The sequence below is a fragment of the Anaeromonas frigoriresistens genome, assembly GCF_016820655.1.
GTDB classification, from domain to species: domain Bacteria; phylum Bacillota; class Clostridia; order Tissierellales; family SIT17; genus Anaeromonas; species Anaeromonas frigoriresistens.
In genome coordinates this window covers 116,496-135,966 of record NZ_WSFT01000016.1, presented here as the reverse complement: position 1 = coordinate 135,966, position 19,471 = coordinate 116,496, and the positions used below count along the sequence as shown (strand labels likewise).

The following is a 19,471-nucleotide window of genomic DNA, read 5'->3' as shown; positions in this document are numbered from 1 at the left end:
CATAAAATAATATTTTATTTTTATAAGAAAAGAGTGAGAATATGGGAAAATCAAATATAATTAGATTATTATATTCAATAATGTATATTTGTACAAGTATCATTAATTTAATTATTGCATTAACATCCTATGAAATGATTTTCTCATTAGCTGATACGGCTTTAATACCATTGCTCGGGGAAATTATACGTAGTGTACCAGAATATATGTATTTTATTGGTCTTTTGTTATTTATGGTTTCTCAGATTATATTTGCAATATTACTACTTAGTAAAGGTGTTTTTGTAAAGCTTGGGTTATTAGGAGCTATTGTTTTTCATATAAGCATTATTCCTTTTGGATGGTTTAATTTCTTGAATATTTTCATTGCTATTCCTCTAATTATTTTATTGAGAAAAGACTTCACTAAAACAATACCTGACTTAATTTTTTCTAAAAAAATTGAAACCAACACAGATATATAAGAAAAATAAAAATAAGAGTACTTACTAAATAATGTCTTAAAAGAGTTAAAGATATTATTCAGCAAAACAAGTCAAGAAGTTAGTGTATATAAAACATTATACTTATTGTAGGAGGTGAGATCATGGAAAGTTGGGAAAAGATTAATGCAGTTCAAAGGATGCAGGAATTTATAGAAGATAATATAACTAAACCAATCTCTTTAAAGATGCTAGCACAAGCTGCCGGATATTCTCCGTGGCATTCTGCAAGAATTTTTAAAGAATTAGTAGGAAAAACACCCTTTGAATATATTCGGTGCTTTAGACTTTCTCAAGCAGTAATTAAACTGAGAGATGAGGATAAAAAGATAATTGACGTAGCATTTGACTTTGTATTTAATTCCCATGAAGGGTTTACTCGAGCATTTTCAAAACAATTTGGAATGGCACCTTCCTATTATAGTAAAAACACACCACCAGTGAAACTTTTTATACCTTATCCTATCCGTGATTATTATCTTACTTTACAAAAAGGAGAGAATTCTATGAACAGAGAAAGTAATACTGATACTGTTTTTGTTCAAGTGGTAGATCGCCCTAAAAGAAAATTAATATTAAAAAGAGGTATTAAAGCAAAACATTATTTTGGATATTGTGAGGAGATAGGATGTGATGAGGTGTGGGGTATCCTTACAAGTATAAAGGAAGCTATGTATGAACCAATTGGTATGTGGCTGCCTGATAATTTAATTGAACCTGGCACTTCTACTTATGCCCAGGGAGTGGAGGTACCAGAAGATTATACTGGGGAAGTACCCGAAGGATTTGACTTAATAGACCTACCATCTTGTAAGATGATGGTTTTTCAAGGTGAACCCTTTGAAGATGAAAAGTTTGAAGATGCCATTTACCAATTATGGGAAGTTATGAAAAATTATAATCCTGAAATATATGGATTTAAATGGGCAGAAGAGGATGGTCCTAGATTTCAATTAATGCCTATGGGATATAGAGGATATATCGAAGCAAGACCTGTAAGAGAATTAAATAATGAATAAAATAATATAAATAGATGGCTAAGTATGCTTAGTCATCTATTTATATATAAAAATAAGACTAAAAATATTAAAGGATATATATGAATATATATAGAAAGTTATATTTAAGGTTTTTAAATAATTTTAATAATACGTGTAGATTATTGAGAGGAATGTGATATGAATTGAAATCAAAAGAATTATTAAGGTTTTTTATATATACTTTTTTAATCTCTTGGAGTATATGGGGTATAGCTATATTAAAATCTTATAGTGTATTGGAATTTTCACCTTCATATAAAATTTTTATCTATCTTGGATCATATGGGCCATCTATTGTAGCTATAATATTAACTGCTATTTATGGAGGAAAGGATAAAGTAAGAAGATTATTGAAAAGTGGACTACATAGAAAATATAATATGGGTTCATGTTTTTATATGTTTTTATTAATGCCTGGTATTTTATTCTTTGCTTATCTATTTACAAACTATGCTTGGGATTTAAAATTTGAGCTCCCTCTTTTTCAGAAACCACTATTATTAATTGTAGTATTTTTTTATATACTTATTTTAGGAGGGCCCCTAGGGGAAGAGTTTGGATGGAGAGGTTTTGCTCTAAATAGATTGTTAGATAAATATACACCTGTAACGGCAAGTATTTTACTAGGATTTATATGGACTATATGGCATATTCCCTTATTTTTTATTGAAGGCTCAGTCCAGCAAGATATTAATTTTGTAGGATATATGATATTTACTATTATACTATCAATTTTAATCACTAACTTATTTATTAAAACAAATAGAAGTGTATTTGCAGTAATAGTATTCCATACAACGAGTAACTTATCTATAGGACTTTTCCCAATATTCACATCATTAAAGGGAGGAGTTAGTATTTTGTTTTTCATGTTACTATTCCTAAGTATAATTATATTATTAAATAAAGATAGAATGTTTAAAAAGAGAAAGGAAAAATTAGAGGAGAATTAATAAAAACACAATTAAATTTATATTTTAATAGACTAGGGGGACATATATAATGGAAAAAATTACTATTGAATTAATTTCTCGATCTAATGCAATAGAAGTATTAGAGTTTGAAAGAGAAAATAGACAGTTTTTTGAATCAACTCTTCCATCTAGAGGAGATAAGTACTATGAAGAAGAATTTTTTATGGAAATAATTGAGGAGATTATTGAAGAACAAACAGAGGGGCAATGCTATATGTATGTCATTAGAAATGAATTGGGGAAGGTAGTAGGTAGAGTTAATTTATTTTCTGTAGTAAGAGGAATGTTTGAAAAAGCTGAGATAGGCTATAGAATCGGACAAAAGCATAACGGAAAAGGATATGCCACAAAGGCAGTTGAACTAGCTATAGATGAAGGATTTAATAAATATAACTTACATAGAATAGAGGCAGGAACCTCACCAAATAATATTGGTTCACAAATAGTATTGATAAAGAATGGGTTTCAATTTATTGGAAGAACAAGAGATGTAATAAGAATTAATAATAAATGGGAAGATGGAATTCTTTTTGAAAGATTAAATAATAAATAGAAAGGAAGGAAGGGAGTTTACTGAATATGTCTATAAAATATTAATAAGAATTTAAAAATGGGGGAGTACTTTTATGAAAAAAATTATATATAGTTCAATTCTAATTATTTTTCTGCTTATAAGTGGGTGTACTTCTGAAACATCAGAAATTCTAGATAAGGATGAAGAAAAAATAATGGAAACAGCTTTAAATTATATTGAAGGATGGTATGAAGGGGATGAGTCTAGAATGGAAGAAGCTCTACATCCAGAGATGATTAAAAGACGCTTTGAAAATGGAGAGTTAACTGAGCTAGATACTTCTCGTATGGTGGATAGTACTAAGAGAGGTGGGGGAGTAAATGCACCAAAAGAGAACTTTGAAATAGAAGTTGAAGTTCTAGATAAATCAGAGAATATTGCATCCGTAGTTACTAGATCAGAATATATTGATTATCTTCATTTAGCTAAGGTGAAGGATAAATGGGTCATAGTAAACGTACTATGGGATATGAATAGAAATTAGAAAGATATCATAATTTTTAAATCATAAAATAATAGTAAAAGAATTATAACAAATTGGCATTCCTCTAAAAAGGACTCAATGATATACTTATATAAATAAGAGGATAAGAGTAGTAGGGAGATGGTATTATGAAAGAAAAGCAGTTTCATAAGTGGACAGAATTAAGGGAAAAAGGTAAGACAAAGTACGTATGGATATATGGTGTTATATTTTGGGGAATTCCAGTAGCTATTTTAAGTGAAATTTTAGTACAACTTTTAGATGGAAATTATAGTTTTGGATTTTTATATAATAATGATTTCTACTATAAGTTCTTAGGGAGACTCATTATATTCTCTATAGCTGGTATATTCTATGGTTTGTCTTCTTGGAAATCTAATGAGAAAAAATGGAATGTGGAAAAATATAAATATAGTAAAAAGAAAAGAAAGGATTAATCCTTTCTTTTAGTTATTATAGGGTATAGATTAAATGGGTAAGAAAAGAGAATTAAATTAAATATAGTTGGAGGGGTAAAGTAATGAAGAAATTAATAGGGTTAATCTTAATATTTAGTAGTATAGTATTTTTTATAGGTTGTTCAAATGATACTGAAAATAGCCCAGTAGATGATAAAGCTAAAGGAGTCGAGTATGTAGTTATGGAAAATGCACCTCAAGATGTAGAAAATATAGTAAGTGATATTCGAAAAAATAGAGGATTTAAAATAATAGATTCAGAAGAGAAAGGAAACTTTATATACATAGGTCTCGGTGAAAAACCTACTGGTGGATATAATATTGCTGTTGAAGAAGTTGAAAGAGAAGAGAATTTTATTAAAATAAGTATTATGGAATATCAGCCCAAAACAGATGATATGGTAACTCAAGCTTTAACTTATCCTTATACAATTATCAAGATAGAAGAAGAGGTTGAGGATATAAAGGTAATAACTACTGATGGAAAAGAATTAGATAGTATAAAGTAGAATTAGAGAAAGATACCTAACATAGGTATCTTTTTATTTATTGTAGATAAGGAAGAATTGTTATTAATAGTTTTTTAAACATCTCTAGCTCGTGAGAAGAGCATTTTTTTAATAATTTTAATATTTCTTTATATTTTGTTTCATCTTCACCATAGAAACCATAAATTTCATTTATTGATTCGCTATTTTGAATTTCATTACCAAAAATGAGATAATCTAGAGAAACGTGGAGATGTTTTGCTATACTGATCATAGTTGGTAGACTCATCTGTCTCTCTCCTCGTTCTAATTGACCTATATAATATCCTGAAAGATTTATTAATTCAGCAAAATTTTCTCTAGAAATATTAAGTTGTTTTCTTTCATCTCTAATTCTTTGACCAATTTTTTTATTATTTATATCTATATTATTTTTCATGTAAACAACTCCTCACCTTACTTAATACTTTAACTGATTTTAAACTATATTTAAATTTGCTTATTGCATATACTTAATATTTGCTTATTGTCAATTAATAATGTAAAATTATATATGTATTTTAAATATATGGAGGTAATGCAGTGAGAATAGAAGATCAAATATTAATAGGGAGGAATATTCTATCTAATGCCATTGACATGAATATGAGTAAAGAAATAATACTTAAGATAAGCGAAAAAGTAGATAATTATATAATCAGATACTATATTAATGATAAAATTGAAAGAGATATTAAAAAGGAGAATGTTTATGTTGAAGATTGGATCTGTTTTGAACCATATGAATAGTATAACCGATTATTGGTCACCTAAAATAATTGCCGAGATAGGTGATAAGTATGTTAAGTTAGCTAAATTTAAAGGCGATTTTATTTGGCATAATCATGAAAATGAAGATGAATTATTTTATGTTATTAAAGGAAGTTTTGATTTACATTTAGAAGAAGAAATAATAACTTTAAATAAAGGCGATTATTATGTAGTAAAAAAAGGACTTAACCATAAGCCAGTAGCTAATGAAGAGTGTCTTGTAATGTTAATAGAAAAGAAAAATACAAAACATACTGGTGATATAGAGACAGATGTAACTAAATCTATAGAAGAACAACTTTAATTATTCTTATTTAACAGAGATATCGTGAAGATATCTCTTTTTTTTATTTATATATTGACGGAACTGTTATTACTGTATATAATGTATATGTACAGTAATGATTGGAAAAACTTCAATTCTAGGAGGTGGATTGATAACAAATGAATATTATAGTATCTAACTCATCTCATGCACCCATATATGAACAAATAGCAAAACAAATAAAAAATTTAATTATTCAGGGAGATTTAGAAGCAAATGAAATGCTACCATCTATTAGGAATTTAGCAAAAGAATTACAGATAAGTGTAATAACAACTAAAAGAGCATATGAAGAGTTAGAAAGAGATGGATATATATCTACAGTTAGAGGTAAAGGCTCTTTTGTGGCAGCGAAAAGCAAAGAGTTATTAAGAGAAATGAGAATACGAATAGTAGAAGAGAAATTAAGTGAAGCAGTAGAGGCAGCTAAATCTATTGATCTTAGAGAAGAAGAATTATATAAAATGATTAAGTTATTTTATGAGGAGGTATAATATGGAACCTATATTAGAAATAAGAAATCTAACTAAGGAATTTAAAGATTTTAAGCTAAACAATATAAATTTAAAAATGGATAAAGGTTATGTTATGGGGTTTATAGGACCCAATGGAGCAGGAAAAAGCACTACTATAAAATTGATATTAAATTTACTCAAACGAGACAGCGGAAGTGTTAAAGTGTTAGGTCTAGATAATATCAAAGATGAAAATAAAATAAAGGATAAAATAGGCTTTATATTGGATGAGAATTATTACTATGATGAACTAAATATAAATGAAATAAAGAAAATTATATCTTCTTATTATACTAAATGGGATGACAATACTTTTAATAAATATATAAAAGATTTTAACCTTCCAAGGAATAAAAAAATTAAGAATTTATCTAAAGGTATGAAAATGAAGTTTTCATTAGCAATAGCTTTATCTCATGATGCTGAATTATTAATAATGGATGAACCTACTTCTGGATTAGACCCTATAGTAAGAAATGAACTATTAGAAATCTTATACGAGGTAATTCAAGATGAAAATAAAGGAGTATTCTTTTCCACTCATATTACATCTGATTTAGATAAGATAGCAGATTATATAACCTTTATAAAAGATGGAGAGATTGTCTTTAGTGAAGCTAAAGACGACATCATAGAGAATTATGGATTGATTAAAGGATCAAATGATCTTTTAAACAATGAAGTAAGAAAAGAGTTTATTGGTCTAAAGGAAAGTAAATTCGGCTTTGAAGGTCTAATTAAGGATAAATATAAAATTAAGAAATTATTTAATGATGATGTAATAGTAGAACGTCCCTCTTTAGAGGAAATAATGCTATATTTTACAAGGAGGAGTATAAATGTATAATCTGATATTAAAGGATATTTTTTTGATAAAAAAGAGATTTATATTAGCATTATTATATATACCTGCTATGGCCTTAGCTTTTCAAGGTTCAGGGTTAAATATGGCAGTAGTCGGAATAGTAGGTGGCACATATATTTTAATTACCACGGCTTGTGCCTATGATGATAAAAATAACTCTGATATTATGTTAAATAGCTTACCTATAAAAAGATCTAAAATAGTGTTATCTAAATATATTACTATATATTTTTATACAAGTATAGGGATAATAAGTTATCTCTTAATATCTAACTTAATAAATATTATGAATATAAATATTGAGTTTTACACTATAAATCTTGAAGGGGTTATAGGAGTCTTGTTTTCAATAACTTTAATCAATAGTATATATTTTCCTATATATTTTAAACTAGGATATTTAAAGACAAGAGTAGTTAGCATGTTGTTATTTATAGGTATGTTTGTAGGATTTGGTTCGTTTTCTTCATTATTAGTAAATAATAAAATTTCTAATGAATTCCTATTACATGTATTTTCTGTTATAAACACACAATCAGATATAGTAATTTCTTTAGTTATGATAGGGATAATGATATTAATTCAGTCAATTTCTATTATGATATCTTTAAAATTTTATAGAAATAGGGAATTTTAAAAAACATATACCTTATACCCCATTAAAGTATATGTTTATTCAATATAAGATGTGTTTATATAAGAAATCAGAATAGGTATTATACAATAATAATAAATGATTAATGGGGAGCCGATTCGATGAAATTCATTGATAGTATTAAATTATCTTCACTTATTATTTTCGCTATATTTATGCTTTTAGCACCATTAGTATTATTAATTATTAAGGTATATAGAATAAACACAATAAAATAGTAAAATAGAAGTCTAGTTATATCTAGACTTTATTTTTTTGTTAAGTTTTATATATCAAAGAAGGAAATCTATATATAATATAGAAATGAAAATATATAGATAAAAATATATGCATAAGGATGGGATAAAAATGGCTAATATAAACTATGAGATATTAAAAACTATAGGTGAAATCTCAGATTCAAATAAAGGATGGACTAAGGAATTAAACTTAATAAGTTGGAATAATAGAGAACCTAAATATGATCTAAGAGACTGGGCTCCTGAACATGAAAAAATGGGTAAGGGAATAACCTTAACAGGGAAGGAATTAAGAAAGCTGAAAGAGATATTAAATGAGATGGATATTTAATTAATAATATAGAGGAGGATATATATGATATCTACAACAACCCCAACTATAGAAGGGAAAAGAATTATTGAGTACAAAGAAATAGTTTTCGGAGAGGTTATATCTGGTATGGACTTTATTAAAGATTTTGCAGCGGGATTAACAAATTTCTTTGGTGGTCGGTCAAAATCCTATGAAGGAGAGATGATTCAAGCAAGAGAAGCTGCTTTAGCTGAAATGGAGCAAAGAGCACAAGCACTAGGAGCTAATGCAGTAATAGGTGTAGATATTGACTATGAAGTGTTAGGTCAAAATGGAAATATGTTAATGGTTACTGCATCAGGAACAGCAGTAGTGGTAGAATAGCTGGATGAAAATGATCTTCAGTCTACTGGAAATATATGTAGAGAGCATCAACATCACGGACATTGTAATGACTAAAAATTAATACTAATGCTAAAAAACTCCTATACTATAGGAGTTTTTTAGAAGATAAAAATCATTGATATAAAAATAACGAAATGATATTGTCAAAATAATAACAAAGGTATATAATGATAATATATAAGTGGGAAAGGGGTATATTATGATTAAATACAAAGTTGTAGCAGTAGCCTATAGGGATGTAGAAGAGACAATTATTAAAAGAATATGTAAAAATTCGATAAAGGATATTAATTCAATTGATGATTTAGACAGTACTGATGAATTTTGTACAAGAGGATTTAATATGAACAATAGGATATGTATTTATTTAAACTGGTTTAGGGATGAATTCAAGAAAAAGTTAGAAGAAAATTATAAGATAGCTCTAATGGAAATGCCATTTAAAGAGGGAGTTCATAGGTCTGAGTTTCTAGATTTATTAGATGAAGAGTATGGAGAAGAAGTATTGGTATTAGGAAAAGTGGATGTATAAAAACAAATGAGGAATACCCTTTTAAAAGGGTATTCCTCATTTGTTTTTTGTTTTAAGATTATTTAAAAAGTATATAACCCAATATAATAACAGAAGGACAATACCTGCAATTAGCCCTTTTCCTTGACCGGGCACTAGGGGCATACTAGCTATTATGACTATAAGAAATATTAATGCAAACCATGAAGTATATGGATATCCAGGAAGTTGACATTTTCCACTAGGAGGACAACCATTTTTCTTTCTAAATTTGTAATGGCTTATTATAATTACAATGTATGTAAATAATAATGAAAATCCTCCAGAACTAACTAAAAATAGATATACTTCCTTAGGTAATAAAAAAGATAATCCGAAGAATACAAGCATTGCTAATCCAGAAAAAATAATACCTTTGTATGGAGTATTTTTCCTTTCTTTAAGCCATCTTGGACCATAGCCTTCATCGCATAAAGATTTTAACATTCTTCCTAATCCAAAAGTAGCTGCCAGCATTGTTGATAAAATTGCAGATATTAGAATTATATTTATGAGATTAGCCGCCCAATCTACTCCATTCACTTGTAGTGCAGCAACAAAAGGACTTATATCCTCTGTTAGTTGGTCTGTTGGAATAAGGGGTAGTAAAAACATTATTGATACAGTATATAACCCAACTAATCCCAATACTGTAAATCTTATAGCTCTAGGTACGTCTCTATGGGGATTAGAAGTTTCTGAGGCAGCTAAACCGATAATCTCAAACCCCGCATAGGTAAAAATAACTATAAGCATACTTCCGGCTATGCCTTTTAAGCCATTGGGTAAGAAAGGTTCATCTACTAAAGCTCCCTTTCCTATAGCGGGATTATCAAATCCAATACCTATAATTAAAAGTATAGCTAAAATAATAAACCCTATAATTGCTAATAGCTTTATGGCTGCTAAACTACTTTCTAATTTACTAAGCTTTTCAGCGCCGAATAAGTTCATTATTGTTATAACAGTGATAATAAATGCACCGGTAATAGGTATGGGAATTTTGGGAAGCCAAACCTTAAGTAATATTGATACTGCTACTGCTTCACTAGACATTGCTAATACTAACCCTGTCCAATAAACCCAACCTACTACAAAACCTAAACCTGCTCCATAGGCTCTTTCTGCATAGGTTCTAAAGGAACCAGGAGTGGGATCATGGACTGTCATCTCTGAAAGTGCAAACAGTATAAGATATACTAAAGCTCCACCTAAAATATATGCAAGGATGACTGCAGGCCCTGAAGAGTTTATGGGAATAGCAGATCCTAGAAAAAAAGATCCTCCTACTACAGTGCCTAATGCTAACATTGTAAGTCCAAATACTGATAAACCTTTACTATTCATTAATAGTCCTCCAATTAATAATAAGATTATGAATATACATTATTAAATCTATTATTAGCAACTGAATATAAATATATTTATCTCTTAATGAATCTATTTTTATAAGAGAAAACTTGTTATTTCTATAACATAATGGGTATATTCTAAAAGAGAATAAATTAGGAGGGGTTTTGATGAGTTTTAAAGTGAATGATAAGATAACTTGGGTAGGTATAAAGGATTGGGAACTTAGAGAATTTCATGGGGATGAATATTCAACTAATAGGGGGACATCTTATAATTCATATTTAATTAGAGATGAAAAAACTGTACTTATAGATACAGCATGGAGACCGTTTGCTAAAGAGTATGTGGAAAAATTAAAAAAAGAAATTGATTTAAAAGAAATTGACTATATAATAGCAAACCATGGAGAGATAGATCATAGTGGTGCTTTACCAGAATTAATGAGAGAAATTCCGGATACACCTATATATTGTACTAAGGCAGCAACGAAATCAATCAAAGGTCATTATCATGAAGATTGGAATTTTGTCGAGGTTAAAACTGGAGATGAACTTAATATAGGAGAGAGTAAATTAATTTTTGTAGAGGCAAAGATGTTACATTGGCCTGATAGCATGTTTACTTATATGACTAATGATAATATTCTATTCAGTAATGATGCCTTTGGACAGCATTATGCTGCAGATCCGATGTTCAATGATTTAGTTAATCAAGAAGAATTATATCAAGAATCAATTAAATATTATGCCAATATACTAACACCATTTTCTCCTTTAGTAACAAAAAAGATTAATGAAGTATTAGATTTTAATCTTCCAGTAGATATGATATGTACCAGTCATGGAGTTATTTGGAGAGATAACCCTATTCAAATAATTGAAAAGTATTTAGAATGGGCCGATAACTATCAAGAGAATCAAATCACCTTAGTATATGATAGTATGTGGCATGGAACTAGAAGAATGGCCGAAGCAATAGCTGAAGGTATTAAAGAGGTACAAAGGGATACTAGAGTAAAATTATATAATGCAGCTAAAAGTGACAAAAATGATATATTAACAGAAGTATTTAAATCTAAAGCTGTATTAATTGGATCTTCTACCATAAATAATGGGATATTACATTCAATTGCAGGTCTATTAGAGATGATGAAAGGTATGAAATTTAAAAATAAAAAATTTGCATCCTTTGGAAGTTATGGATGGAGCGGAGAAGGCGTTAAAATAATAAATGAACAATTTAAAGAGGCTAAATATGATATTGTTAACGATGGTATAAAAGAACTATGGAATCCAGATGATAAACAAATAGAAAGATGTAAAGAATTCGGAGTGAAATTTGCTAAGGATATTTCTTAAGTTCTAATAAATCCATAAAAATTTTAAGGAACAAAATTAATATACTTAGCATAAAATGAATTAATAATTTAATACGACATAGATCAGGCGAATGTTATATCATTGCAGCCGGGCTTAACAGGCAACAGGTATAAAACCTGTGGGACTATTTTTTATAGTGTCACAGGTTTTTCCTATTTAGAATATAGTTTAATGGGAGGGAGAAGAAAAAAGGAGGTATATTAATGGCAGATAATTATAAAAAAGTCACTAAAATATTATGGATAATTTTATTTGCTAATTATTTAGTAGCACTTGTAAAGATTGTAGTAGGTAACATGATACATAGTTCTAGTTTGGTAGCAGATGGGTTTCATTCCTTTGCTGATGGTTCATCAAATATAGCTGGATTAATTGGAGTGAAGATTGCTTCTAAACCGGTAGATAAAGATCATCCCTATGGGCATAAAAAATTTGAAATGTTATCTAGTTTATTTATATCAGGAATGTTATTTTTTATATCAGGTAAGATTATATTTGATGCATTTCAACGATTTCTTAATCCGGTTGAATTAAAAGTTAGCTTTTATAGTTTGATAGCTTTAGTTATTACATTAGGGATAAATATAATAGTATCTTCTTTAGAATTTAAGAAAGGTAAGAAATTAAATAGTCATATACTTATATCAGACTCAATTCATACTAGGAGTGATATATTTATTTCCTTAGGAGTTTTAACTACACTTATTCTAATAAAATTAGGATTACCTTATATCATTGATCCAATAGTATCATTAGTTGTATCAATGTTTATATTACATGCTGCTTATGAAATATTTATATCAAGTAGTCAAGTATTAGTAGATAAAGGAGTAATAGACTCTAATGAAGTAAAAAAGCTAGTTTTTAAATATCCCCAAGTCAAGAATGTGCATAAAATTAGAAGTAGGGGAAGGGAAGATGATGTTCATTTAGACCTTCATATAATGCTTGATCCTAGTATGACAATAGAAGAATCCCATGATTTAATTCATACTATAGAAGAAGATATGAGGAATGAAATTAATGATAGCATTCAAATAATAGCCCATTTTGAGCCTTATGAAAATAGAGATTAGGTAAAAAATAAGAAAATTTGATATAGTAAAACAGGGGGGATTATATGAAAAAAATTAGTAATAAAACACATGTATTAAAAATGTCTTCTAAGAACAAACCTGTAGAAAGTATTGATTCGGGGGAAATGGTTTCTTTTGAAACTTTTGATTGCTTTAGTAATACTTTGAAAACAGAAGAAGATTTATTTAGCTCAGTTGGGTGGGATAAGGTCAACCCTGCTACAGGACCACTATACATAAATGAAGCTAAACAAGGGGATATATTAAAAGTAGAGATTATTGATATTAAAATTGATAGTAAAGGAGTAATGGCAATCGCTCCTGGATTTGGAGTTTTAGGTGATATATTTAATGAAGAAAAAACAAAAATTATTCCCATAGAAAATAATAAAGCAATATTTAATAAAAAATTGAGTTTTGAGATACGTCCTATGATCGGAGTTATAGGCACTGCTCCTAAAAGTGAAGATATACCTACAGGGACTCCTGAAGCCCATGGGGGAAATATGGATTGTAAAAGAATAGTTAAAGGGTCTACCCTTTATCTTCCTGTTAATGTAGACGGAGGATTATTAGCTTTAGGAGATCTTCATGCTATAATGGGAGATGGAGAAATTTCTGTATCTGGAGTTGAAATAGCAGGTGAAGTCATAGTTAAGGTTTCGATTATAAAGGGGAAACATTTACCTTTGCCTTTATTAATTGAAGGTAGAGAGGTAATGACAATAGCTTCTGCATTAACATTAGATGAAGCTTCAAATCAAGCTACTAGAAATATGCACAAATTCTTAGTACAGGAATTAAGTTTGGATAAACATGAAGCTACAATGTTATTATCAGTTGCTGGAAATTTAAAAATATGCCAAGTAGTAGATCCGCTAAAGACAGCTCGGATGGAAATACCCCTTGATATATTAGATAAGTATAATTATAGAATTTAGTACTAAAAAAGATATAGGTTAACCTATATCTTTTTTAGTATATAAAAATATAGAATAAATCCCCTGGACAAGTAATAGAATTAATAAGGGATGTATAAACATATAAGTAATGTTAATAATCATAGAAGTAAAACATAAATGTATCTTAAAAATTGAATAAATGAGAAAGTGGGTCATTCTATATGGTAAAAAAGAAAAAAATAGGTCTTATAATTTTAGTAATTGTATTATTCTTTACTACTTTGACTACTACAGTATTTTCAGATGACGTTAAGATAATTAGAGAAAAAGAAGGACTAATTGTAGAACCTAGTACTAAGTCCTTTGATTTGACTACGTTAAAACCTGGAGATACAGAGAAATCAAAGCTTACTATAATAAATAATGGTAAGGATCCTCTAGAGGTATCTATAGGATTAGAAAGAGTAGGTAAGAAGCAGAAAATTGATTTATTTGAACAACTGGAATTGACATTGAATTATGGCAGTGAACAAATATATATAGGTAAGATGTCTGATTTAGAAGATATGAGTATTTCTTTAGGTAATTTAGATATAGATACAATTAAAGAATTAGTAGCTACAATTCATTTACCAGGACCTGAAACTGGAAATGAATATCAAAATAAAGAAGTAGAATTTAATTGGGTATTTACAGCAAAATCAAAAGATAGTGGAGTACTGCCTAAAACAGGTGAAGATATTCCCATTTTAATATATACTATAGGCGTATTAGCATTAGGAACAGGGGCTTTCTTACTTTTTAAAAAGAAGAAAGTAAACTAAAGGGGAAGTATAAGTGAAGTTACGGATATTAGGGATAATGTTAATAGTATTAGGTATTTCTTTTATTATGTATCCTAAATTAAAATTCTACTATTATACAGATAAACAAAAGGATATTTTAGAACAATGGCAAGAAGATTTATCGAGAATAGAAGTTAATAATAATATTGAAACTAATATGATAGAAGATAAGAAAAGAAATGAATATATATCTAAAAATATTGATGGAGTTCTAAAAATTAAGAAAATAGATTTTAATCAACCTATATTAATAGGAGCAACAAAAAGTAACTTAAATATATCGGTAGCAAAAATGAATAATACTGCCCCTATGGGACAGGAAGGTAATTATGTTATTGCAGGACATAATAGTAGAACCTATGGAAGTAATTTTAATAGATTAGATGAAGTTAATATAGGGGACATATTGGAATTAAGTAATGAGAAAGAAAAATTTAAATACATAGTATATGAAAAACTTATAGTTTCTCCTGATGATGTATGGGTTATTGAAGGTGATAGAAATAGAAAAACTATAACACTAATTACTTGTGATTATAGCACTGATCCTTCTTCTAGGCTGATAATTAAAGGGGAGATAAAATAAAGAGTTTTAATCTCTAGAGATTAAAACTCTTTATTTTATCTCATTTAGGGTATAAATCTAAAATACAAAACTACTGGAGGTATTTATGAGACCATCTAATTTTAATTTAAAAAAAATTGGTAAAGCCCCTGGAACATTAACTTATACAGGTAATAAAACAAGAGATAAAACTATATTGGAATTAATAACCTATAATGATGAATCTTATAAGAAAGAACGACAGGATAATATTGAATCTATTTCTTTTATGAAAGAAGATATTAATTGGTTAAATATATATGGATTAAATGATACAAATCAGATTGATGAAATAGGGGAAAGATTTGAGATAAATAATTTATTACTAGAAGATATATTAAGTATAGGACAAAGACCTAAAATAGATTATAATAGTAACTATGTTTTTATAGTTTTAAAAATGTTATCCTTTAATAAAGAAGAGTTTAAAATTGAAGAGGAACAGGTTTCTTTTGTATTAAAAGATAATTTTTTATTAACCTTTCAAGAAAGAGAAGGGGATATATTTGATAAGGTAAGAAATAGGATAGAGAGTGTAGACTCTGATATTAAAAAATATGGAGCAGATTATTTATTATATTCTCTTATAGATAATATTGTTGATAATAATTATTTATTATTAAAAGAATTACAGACTATGATAGATAAAGTAGAAATCTCAATTATAGAGGAAAATTACGATGATAAATTAAAGGATATATATAAACTTAGAAAAGAGTTAATGGTGGTTAAAACATCAGTGTGGCCAATAAGAGATATCCTTTTTGAATTGATAAACAGAGTTTCTTTAATAACATCTGATGTGAAAGAATATTTTAAAGATGTAAATGATCATGTAGCTCAAATAATGGATTATATAATGATATATAGAGAAACGATTAATGGTTTATTTGATACAAATATGTCGGCTACCAGCAATAGGATGAATGAGATAATGACCACACTAACTTTATACTCTACTATTTTTATCCCTTTAACATTTATAACAGGAGTATATGGAATGAATTTTGTACATATGCCAGAATTAGATGAAAGATGGAGTTATCCTCTATTTTGGGTTATATCAATTATTGTGTGTGGGGGTATGGTGACCTTCTTTAAAAGAAAGAAATGGTTATAAGATAGATCAAATTTAAGGAGGATAATATTGAAGCAAATTATGATTATTATAGGAGTAATTATATTTATACTAATAGTAGTGTTTTTATATTTAGAAAATAATTTAATAGAAGTAACCAAGATAGAAGTAGACTTAGATAAAGATATAGGGGGATTTGAAGGCTATCGAATAGTCCATTTATCTGATTTACACAATAAAAAGTTTGGAGATAATCAAGATAAAATAATTAGGATACTTGAGAATTTAAATCCAGATATTATATTTTTCACAGGAGATTTGATAGATAGTAGAAGAAAAGGCATAGATAATGGGATCGCTTTATTAGATAGGGCATCTAAGTTAGCTGAAGTATATTATATAACTGGCAATCATGAGGAAAGAACTGAGAGATATTTGGATCTATATAAGGAGCTTAAAAAAATAAATATTGATATTTTAGAAGATAGTAAAAAGACTGTTTCAAAGAATGGTTATGAGTTGAGTATTGTTGGTTTAAGAGACAGTTCTATTCAAGGGTTATATGGTGAAAATATATCTGCAACATTATCTAAGTTTCAATTGGAAGAAAAGGATATAAATATTTTATTAGCTCATAGACCTAGCTATATAGATTATTATAGTAAGTATCCTTTTGATTTAGTATTTTCAGGACATGCTCATGGAGGACAAATTAGGTTGCCTGTGATAGGAGGGCTATTATCTCCTGGTCAAGGGTTATTACCTAAGTATGATAGTGGAGTATATCTTGAAGGAAAAACCCGTCTCATAGTAAGCAGAGGATTAGGTAATAGTATATTTCCTCAAAGAATACTTAATAGACCTGAAATAATATTGACGATACTTAATAGTAAATAAAAGATAAGGAGATATTCTATATTAATTTAGTATATCTCTTTTTTTTATTGTTATTGATTTCCTTGTATAATCAATTAAACCTTCACGTTTCATTTTCATAAGTTCTCTAGAAAGAGAAGGTCTGTGTACTCCTATTTTTTCTGCCCATTCTTTTTTAGTCATACTAAGTTTTAATGTTAAAGAATTTTGAAGGTTATATTCATATTTCAAATAATCTAATATACATGCCCTAATAGTTTTTAATGATATATCATGAATTTTATTACTTATAATAATAGTTTTATTAGAAATAGATCTTAAAATTTCCGATAAGAAATTGCTATCTGTCTGACATAATTTCAAAACTAATGATTTTTTCATTTTTAATATTACTGAATCAGACTTAGAAATTACATTCATGGGATAAAAATTATTATCAGCAAATATCAAGTGACCTCCAAAAGAATCTCCAGGGTAAAAATTAGTGATAGTTAATATATTTCCATTTTGATCTAGATTTTGTACTACTAACTTTCCAGAAAGTAATATATCGAAGGATTTGCATTCCTCATTTTGAAAATAAATTATTTCATTTGTTGAATACTTTTTTATAGAAAGATCATCCTCATTAAATAACTTTTCTAGTTTTTCTTTTGATAAGTTCTTAAATAAAGAATTTGACTGGATAATGTTAATATACAATTTAGAAGTAATAAAAAATCATCCTTTCGTAACCATGGTTACAGATTTAAGTTATATAAATAATTATAATAAATATGAAAGTAAATATAAAGGAGGAATTTTAATGATTGAAAAAATTTATAAATTTAGTGATAGCAGGGAAAAGACAGTAGAAAAGATTGTAAATGATGATAATCTTCATTTAAATCATATGATATTTCCAAAGGGAGAGGGCTTACCTCAGCATAATGCCAACTCTAATGTATATATGATTGTAATAAGAGGAGAATTATCTTTACAATTAGATGATCAAGAAGAGCAGAAACATGACAAGGGAAGTATAATAAACATTCCATATAAAACATTGATGAATGTAAATAACAAAAATGATGAATTACTTGAGATATTCGTAATAAAAGCCCCTAATCCTAGTGATATGAGATAAGAATATGGATATATTTAGTATTATATTTTTAATCATTTCAATAATAGGGTTACTAATATCTTTTATTAAGGATAAAGATAAAACATTAAAATCCATGAAAAAAAATATGAAAATGATGAAAAATATGTTTGGTAGTATATTTGGTGTATTATTGCTAATAGGACTAATATTAGCAATAATACCTCCAGACATGATAAAGAAAATAATGGGAGAATCAAATATTTATCTTTCTACGATATTCTCGACTATTGTAGGTAGTATAACATTAATTCCAGCCTTTGTTGCTTTTCCATTAGCTGGATCTCTAATAGATGCTGGAGCAAATATTGCTCCAATTGCAGGGTTTCTTACAACTCTAACTATGGTAGGAGTAGTTACTTTTCCAATAGAAAAAGAAAGATTTGGCTTTAAGTTCTCTATACAAAGAAATCTGTTGAGTTTTGGATTTGCTATTATTATCTCTATTGTTATGGGGGTGATTATTTGAGGGGACTAAAATTCTTTAAGAAGAATAAGTTTCTTATATTTATCATATCTATATATCTAATTATAACTCTGTTTAATATCAATTTAGCAAGTACATCTTTGAATAATAGTAGTTACTATATCAAAGAGATGCTGCTGGTAATGCCTATCATATTTATAGCAATAACTCTAATAGATGTGTGGGTACCAAAAAAAGTTATTATAGATAGATTAGGAGATAATTCTGGTAAAAAAGGTATTTTATTATCCTTTATCTTAGGAAGTATATCTGCTGGACCTATATATGCAGCTTTTCCTATGGCTAGTGCTCTATTAAAAAAAGGAGCAAGTATATCTAATATAGTAATTATTATTAGCTCTTGGGCTGTAATAAAGATCCCTCTTTTAGCTAATGAAATTAAATTTATTGGATTTAAATTTATGATAGTAAGATGGATTTTAACTGTGATTTCTATTATGATTATGGCTAAAATAATATCAAATAATATTAATATAGAAGAAATAAATCCTAAAGAAAAAATCATATAATATAAAAACACTTTGTATTTTAAAATACAAAGTGTTTTTATATTATAGCTATATTAATAAAA

At 27.9% G+C, this 19,471-nt stretch carries 28 protein-coding genes and 1 riboswitch; of the genes, 25 read left to right on the top strand and 3 right to left on the bottom strand.

The genetic code is table 11. The annotated features are described in order from the left end of the window. The first annotated feature begins 41 nt into the window (after positions 1–41). The 7 genes from GOQ27_RS03405 (at position 42) to GOQ27_RS03375 (ending at position 4,521) form a co-directional block, all read left to right on the top strand. Positions 42–464, top strand: coding sequence for a hypothetical protein (locus GOQ27_RS03405; RefSeq protein ID WP_203365415.1), 423 nt, complete (start codon positions 42–44; stop codon positions 462–464). Positions 465–586: 122 nt separating this feature from the next. After that, entirely contained in the window at positions 587–1,501 is a 915-nt protein-coding gene (locus GOQ27_RS03400; protein WP_203365414.1) for an AraC family transcriptional regulator, read from the top strand. A gap of 164 nt (positions 1,502–1,665) precedes the next feature. Beyond that, positions 1,666–2,475, top strand: a complete 810-nt coding sequence (locus tag GOQ27_RS03395; protein ID WP_203365413.1) for a CPBP family intramembrane glutamic endopeptidase — start codon at positions 1,666–1,668, stop codon at positions 2,473–2,475. Between the two features lie 49 nt (positions 2,476–2,524). Next, a complete protein-coding gene (locus GOQ27_RS03390; RefSeq protein WP_203365412.1) occupies positions 2,525–3,049 on the top strand; it encodes a GNAT family N-acetyltransferase in 525 nt (174 codons plus the stop codon). Positions 3,050–3,122: 73 nt separating this feature from the next. Further along, the gene (locus tag GOQ27_RS03385; RefSeq protein ID WP_203365411.1) at positions 3,123–3,554 is read left to right on the top strand and encodes a nuclear transport factor 2 family protein; all 432 of its coding nucleotides are present in this window, start codon (positions 3,123–3,125) and stop codon (positions 3,552–3,554) included. A gap of 128 nt (positions 3,555–3,682) precedes the next feature. Beyond that, complete coding sequence (locus GOQ27_RS03380; protein WP_203365410.1) at positions 3,683–3,991, top strand: hypothetical protein; 309 nt, start codon at positions 3,683–3,685, stop codon at positions 3,989–3,991. An 83-nt stretch (positions 3,992–4,074) separates the two neighbouring features. After that, positions 4,075–4,521: a protease complex subunit PrcB family protein gene (locus GOQ27_RS03375; RefSeq protein WP_203365409.1), complete on the top strand. Its 447-nt coding sequence runs from the start codon at positions 4,075–4,077 to the stop codon at positions 4,519–4,521. A 37-nt stretch (positions 4,522–4,558) separates the two neighbouring features. Here GOQ27_RS03375 and GOQ27_RS03370 read toward each other — a convergent pair whose 3' ends face one another. Then, entirely contained in the window at positions 4,559–4,939 is a 381-nt protein-coding gene (locus GOQ27_RS03370; protein ID WP_203365408.1) for a helix-turn-helix domain-containing protein, read from the bottom strand. 143 nt (positions 4,940–5,082) lie between these two features. Here GOQ27_RS03370 and GOQ27_RS03365 point away from each other — a divergent pair, with 143 nt between their 5' ends. From GOQ27_RS03365 to GOQ27_RS03330, 8 genes are all read left to right on the top strand, one after another. Then, positions 5,083–5,289 (top strand): hypothetical protein, encoded by a 207-nt coding sequence (locus GOQ27_RS03365; protein WP_203365407.1) that lies wholly within the window; start codon positions 5,083–5,085, stop codon positions 5,287–5,289. Further along, positions 5,252–5,614 carry a cupin domain-containing protein gene (locus tag GOQ27_RS03360; protein ID WP_203365406.1) on the top strand — a complete coding sequence of 121 codons (363 nt, stop codon included), beginning with the start codon at positions 5,252–5,254 and terminating at the stop codon, positions 5,612–5,614. Before GOQ27_RS03365 ends, GOQ27_RS03360 begins: the two co-directional genes overlap by 38 nt. 140 nt (positions 5,615–5,754) lie before the next feature. Beyond that, complete coding sequence (locus GOQ27_RS03355; RefSeq protein ID WP_203365405.1) at positions 5,755–6,129, top strand: GntR family transcriptional regulator; 375 nt, start codon at positions 5,755–5,757, stop codon at positions 6,127–6,129. Position 6,130: 1 nt separating this feature from the next. Further along, positions 6,131–6,997 carry an ABC transporter ATP-binding protein gene (locus GOQ27_RS03350; protein ID WP_203365404.1) on the top strand — a complete coding sequence of 289 codons (867 nt, stop codon included), beginning with the start codon at positions 6,131–6,133 and terminating at the stop codon, positions 6,995–6,997. After that, positions 6,990–7,652: an ABC-2 transporter permease gene (locus GOQ27_RS03345; protein ID WP_203365403.1), complete on the top strand. Its 663-nt coding sequence runs from the start codon at positions 6,990–6,992 to the stop codon at positions 7,650–7,652. The genes GOQ27_RS03350 and GOQ27_RS03345 overlap by 8 nt, the downstream gene beginning before the upstream one ends. Positions 7,653–8,018: 366 nt before the next feature. Then, the gene (locus tag GOQ27_RS03340; RefSeq protein WP_203365402.1) at positions 8,019–8,240 is read left to right on the top strand and encodes a YdbC family protein; all 222 of its coding nucleotides are present in this window, start codon (positions 8,019–8,021) and stop codon (positions 8,238–8,240) included. 24 nt (positions 8,241–8,264) lie between these two features. Beyond that, positions 8,265–8,585, top strand: a complete 321-nt coding sequence (locus GOQ27_RS03335) for a putative heavy metal-binding protein (RefSeq protein WP_203365401.1) — start codon at positions 8,265–8,267, stop codon at positions 8,583–8,585. A gap of 220 nt (positions 8,586–8,805) precedes the next feature. Beyond that, complete coding sequence (locus GOQ27_RS03330; RefSeq protein WP_203365400.1) at positions 8,806–9,138, top strand: hypothetical protein; 333 nt, start codon at positions 8,806–8,808, stop codon at positions 9,136–9,138. 36 nt (positions 9,139–9,174) lie between these two features. On the opposite strand, the gene GOQ27_RS03325 is transcribed toward GOQ27_RS03330, so the two are convergent. Beyond that, positions 9,175–10,503 (bottom strand): amino acid permease, encoded by a 1,329-nt coding sequence (locus GOQ27_RS03325; protein ID WP_203365399.1) that lies wholly within the window; start codon positions 10,501–10,503, stop codon positions 9,175–9,177. Between the two features lie 173 nt (positions 10,504–10,676). Here GOQ27_RS03325 and GOQ27_RS03320 point away from each other — a divergent pair, with 173 nt between their 5' ends. The 7 genes from GOQ27_RS03320 to GOQ27_RS03290 all read left to right on the top strand — a co-directional run bounded on the left by GOQ27_RS03320 (position 10,677) and on the right by GOQ27_RS03290 (position 17,290). Next, positions 10,677–11,867: an anaerobic nitric oxide reductase flavorubredoxin gene (locus GOQ27_RS03320; RefSeq protein ID WP_203365398.1), complete on the top strand. Its 1,191-nt coding sequence runs from the start codon at positions 10,677–10,679 to the stop codon at positions 11,865–11,867. Positions 11,868–11,935: 68 nt separating this feature from the next. Further along, a riboswitch (NiCo riboswitch) is annotated at positions 11,936–12,017 on the top strand. A 74-nt stretch (positions 12,018–12,091) separates the two neighbouring features. Beyond that, on the top strand, positions 12,092–12,964 hold the full coding sequence (locus tag GOQ27_RS03315; RefSeq protein ID WP_203365397.1) for a cation diffusion facilitator family transporter: 873 nt from the start codon (positions 12,092–12,094) through the stop codon (positions 12,962–12,964). 44 nt (positions 12,965–13,008) lie between these two features. Further along, positions 13,009–13,905 carry an acetamidase/formamidase family protein gene (locus GOQ27_RS03310; RefSeq protein ID WP_203365396.1) on the top strand — a complete coding sequence of 299 codons (897 nt, stop codon included), beginning with the start codon at positions 13,009–13,011 and terminating at the stop codon, positions 13,903–13,905. Positions 13,906–14,087: 182 nt separating this feature from the next. Continuing rightward, entirely contained in the window at positions 14,088–14,690 is a 603-nt protein-coding gene (locus GOQ27_RS03305) for an LPXTG cell wall anchor domain-containing protein (RefSeq protein ID WP_203365395.1), read from the top strand. Between the two features lie 13 nt (positions 14,691–14,703). Further along, positions 14,704–15,297 carry a class D sortase gene (locus GOQ27_RS03300; RefSeq protein WP_203365394.1) on the top strand — a complete coding sequence of 198 codons (594 nt, stop codon included), beginning with the start codon at positions 14,704–14,706 and terminating at the stop codon, positions 15,295–15,297. A gap of 85 nt (positions 15,298–15,382) precedes the next feature. Continuing rightward, the gene (corA, locus tag GOQ27_RS03295; RefSeq protein WP_203365393.1) at positions 15,383–16,435 is read left to right on the top strand and encodes a magnesium/cobalt transporter CorA; all 1,053 of its coding nucleotides are present in this window, start codon (positions 15,383–15,385) and stop codon (positions 16,433–16,435) included. Between the two features lie 27 nt (positions 16,436–16,462). Beyond that, positions 16,463–17,290 carry a metallophosphoesterase gene (locus GOQ27_RS03290; protein WP_252187728.1) on the top strand — a complete coding sequence of 276 codons (828 nt, stop codon included), beginning with the start codon at positions 16,463–16,465 and terminating at the stop codon, positions 17,288–17,290. A 21-nt stretch (positions 17,291–17,311) separates the two neighbouring features. On the opposite strand, the gene GOQ27_RS03285 is transcribed toward GOQ27_RS03290, so the two are convergent. Then, positions 17,312–17,971, bottom strand: coding sequence for a Crp/Fnr family transcriptional regulator (locus GOQ27_RS03285; protein ID WP_207751256.1), 660 nt, complete (start codon positions 17,969–17,971; stop codon positions 17,312–17,314). 103 nt (positions 17,972–18,074) lie between these two features. Between GOQ27_RS03285 and GOQ27_RS03280 the strand changes: the two genes are divergently transcribed. The 3 genes from GOQ27_RS03280 to GOQ27_RS03270 are packed head-to-tail and all read left to right on the top strand — an operon-like array spanning position 18,075 to position 19,409. After that, entirely contained in the window at positions 18,075–18,395 is a 321-nt protein-coding gene (locus tag GOQ27_RS03280) for a cupin domain-containing protein (protein WP_203365392.1), read from the top strand. Between the two features lie 4 nt (positions 18,396–18,399). Continuing rightward, on the top strand, positions 18,400–18,882 hold the full coding sequence (locus GOQ27_RS03275; RefSeq protein WP_203365391.1) for a permease: 483 nt from the start codon (positions 18,400–18,402) through the stop codon (positions 18,880–18,882). Beyond that, positions 18,879–19,409 carry a permease gene (locus GOQ27_RS03270; protein WP_252187727.1) on the top strand — a complete coding sequence of 177 codons (531 nt, stop codon included), beginning with the start codon at positions 18,879–18,881 and terminating at the stop codon, positions 19,407–19,409. Before GOQ27_RS03275 ends, GOQ27_RS03270 begins: the two co-directional genes overlap by 4 nt. Positions 19,410–19,471: the final 62 nt, after the last annotated feature.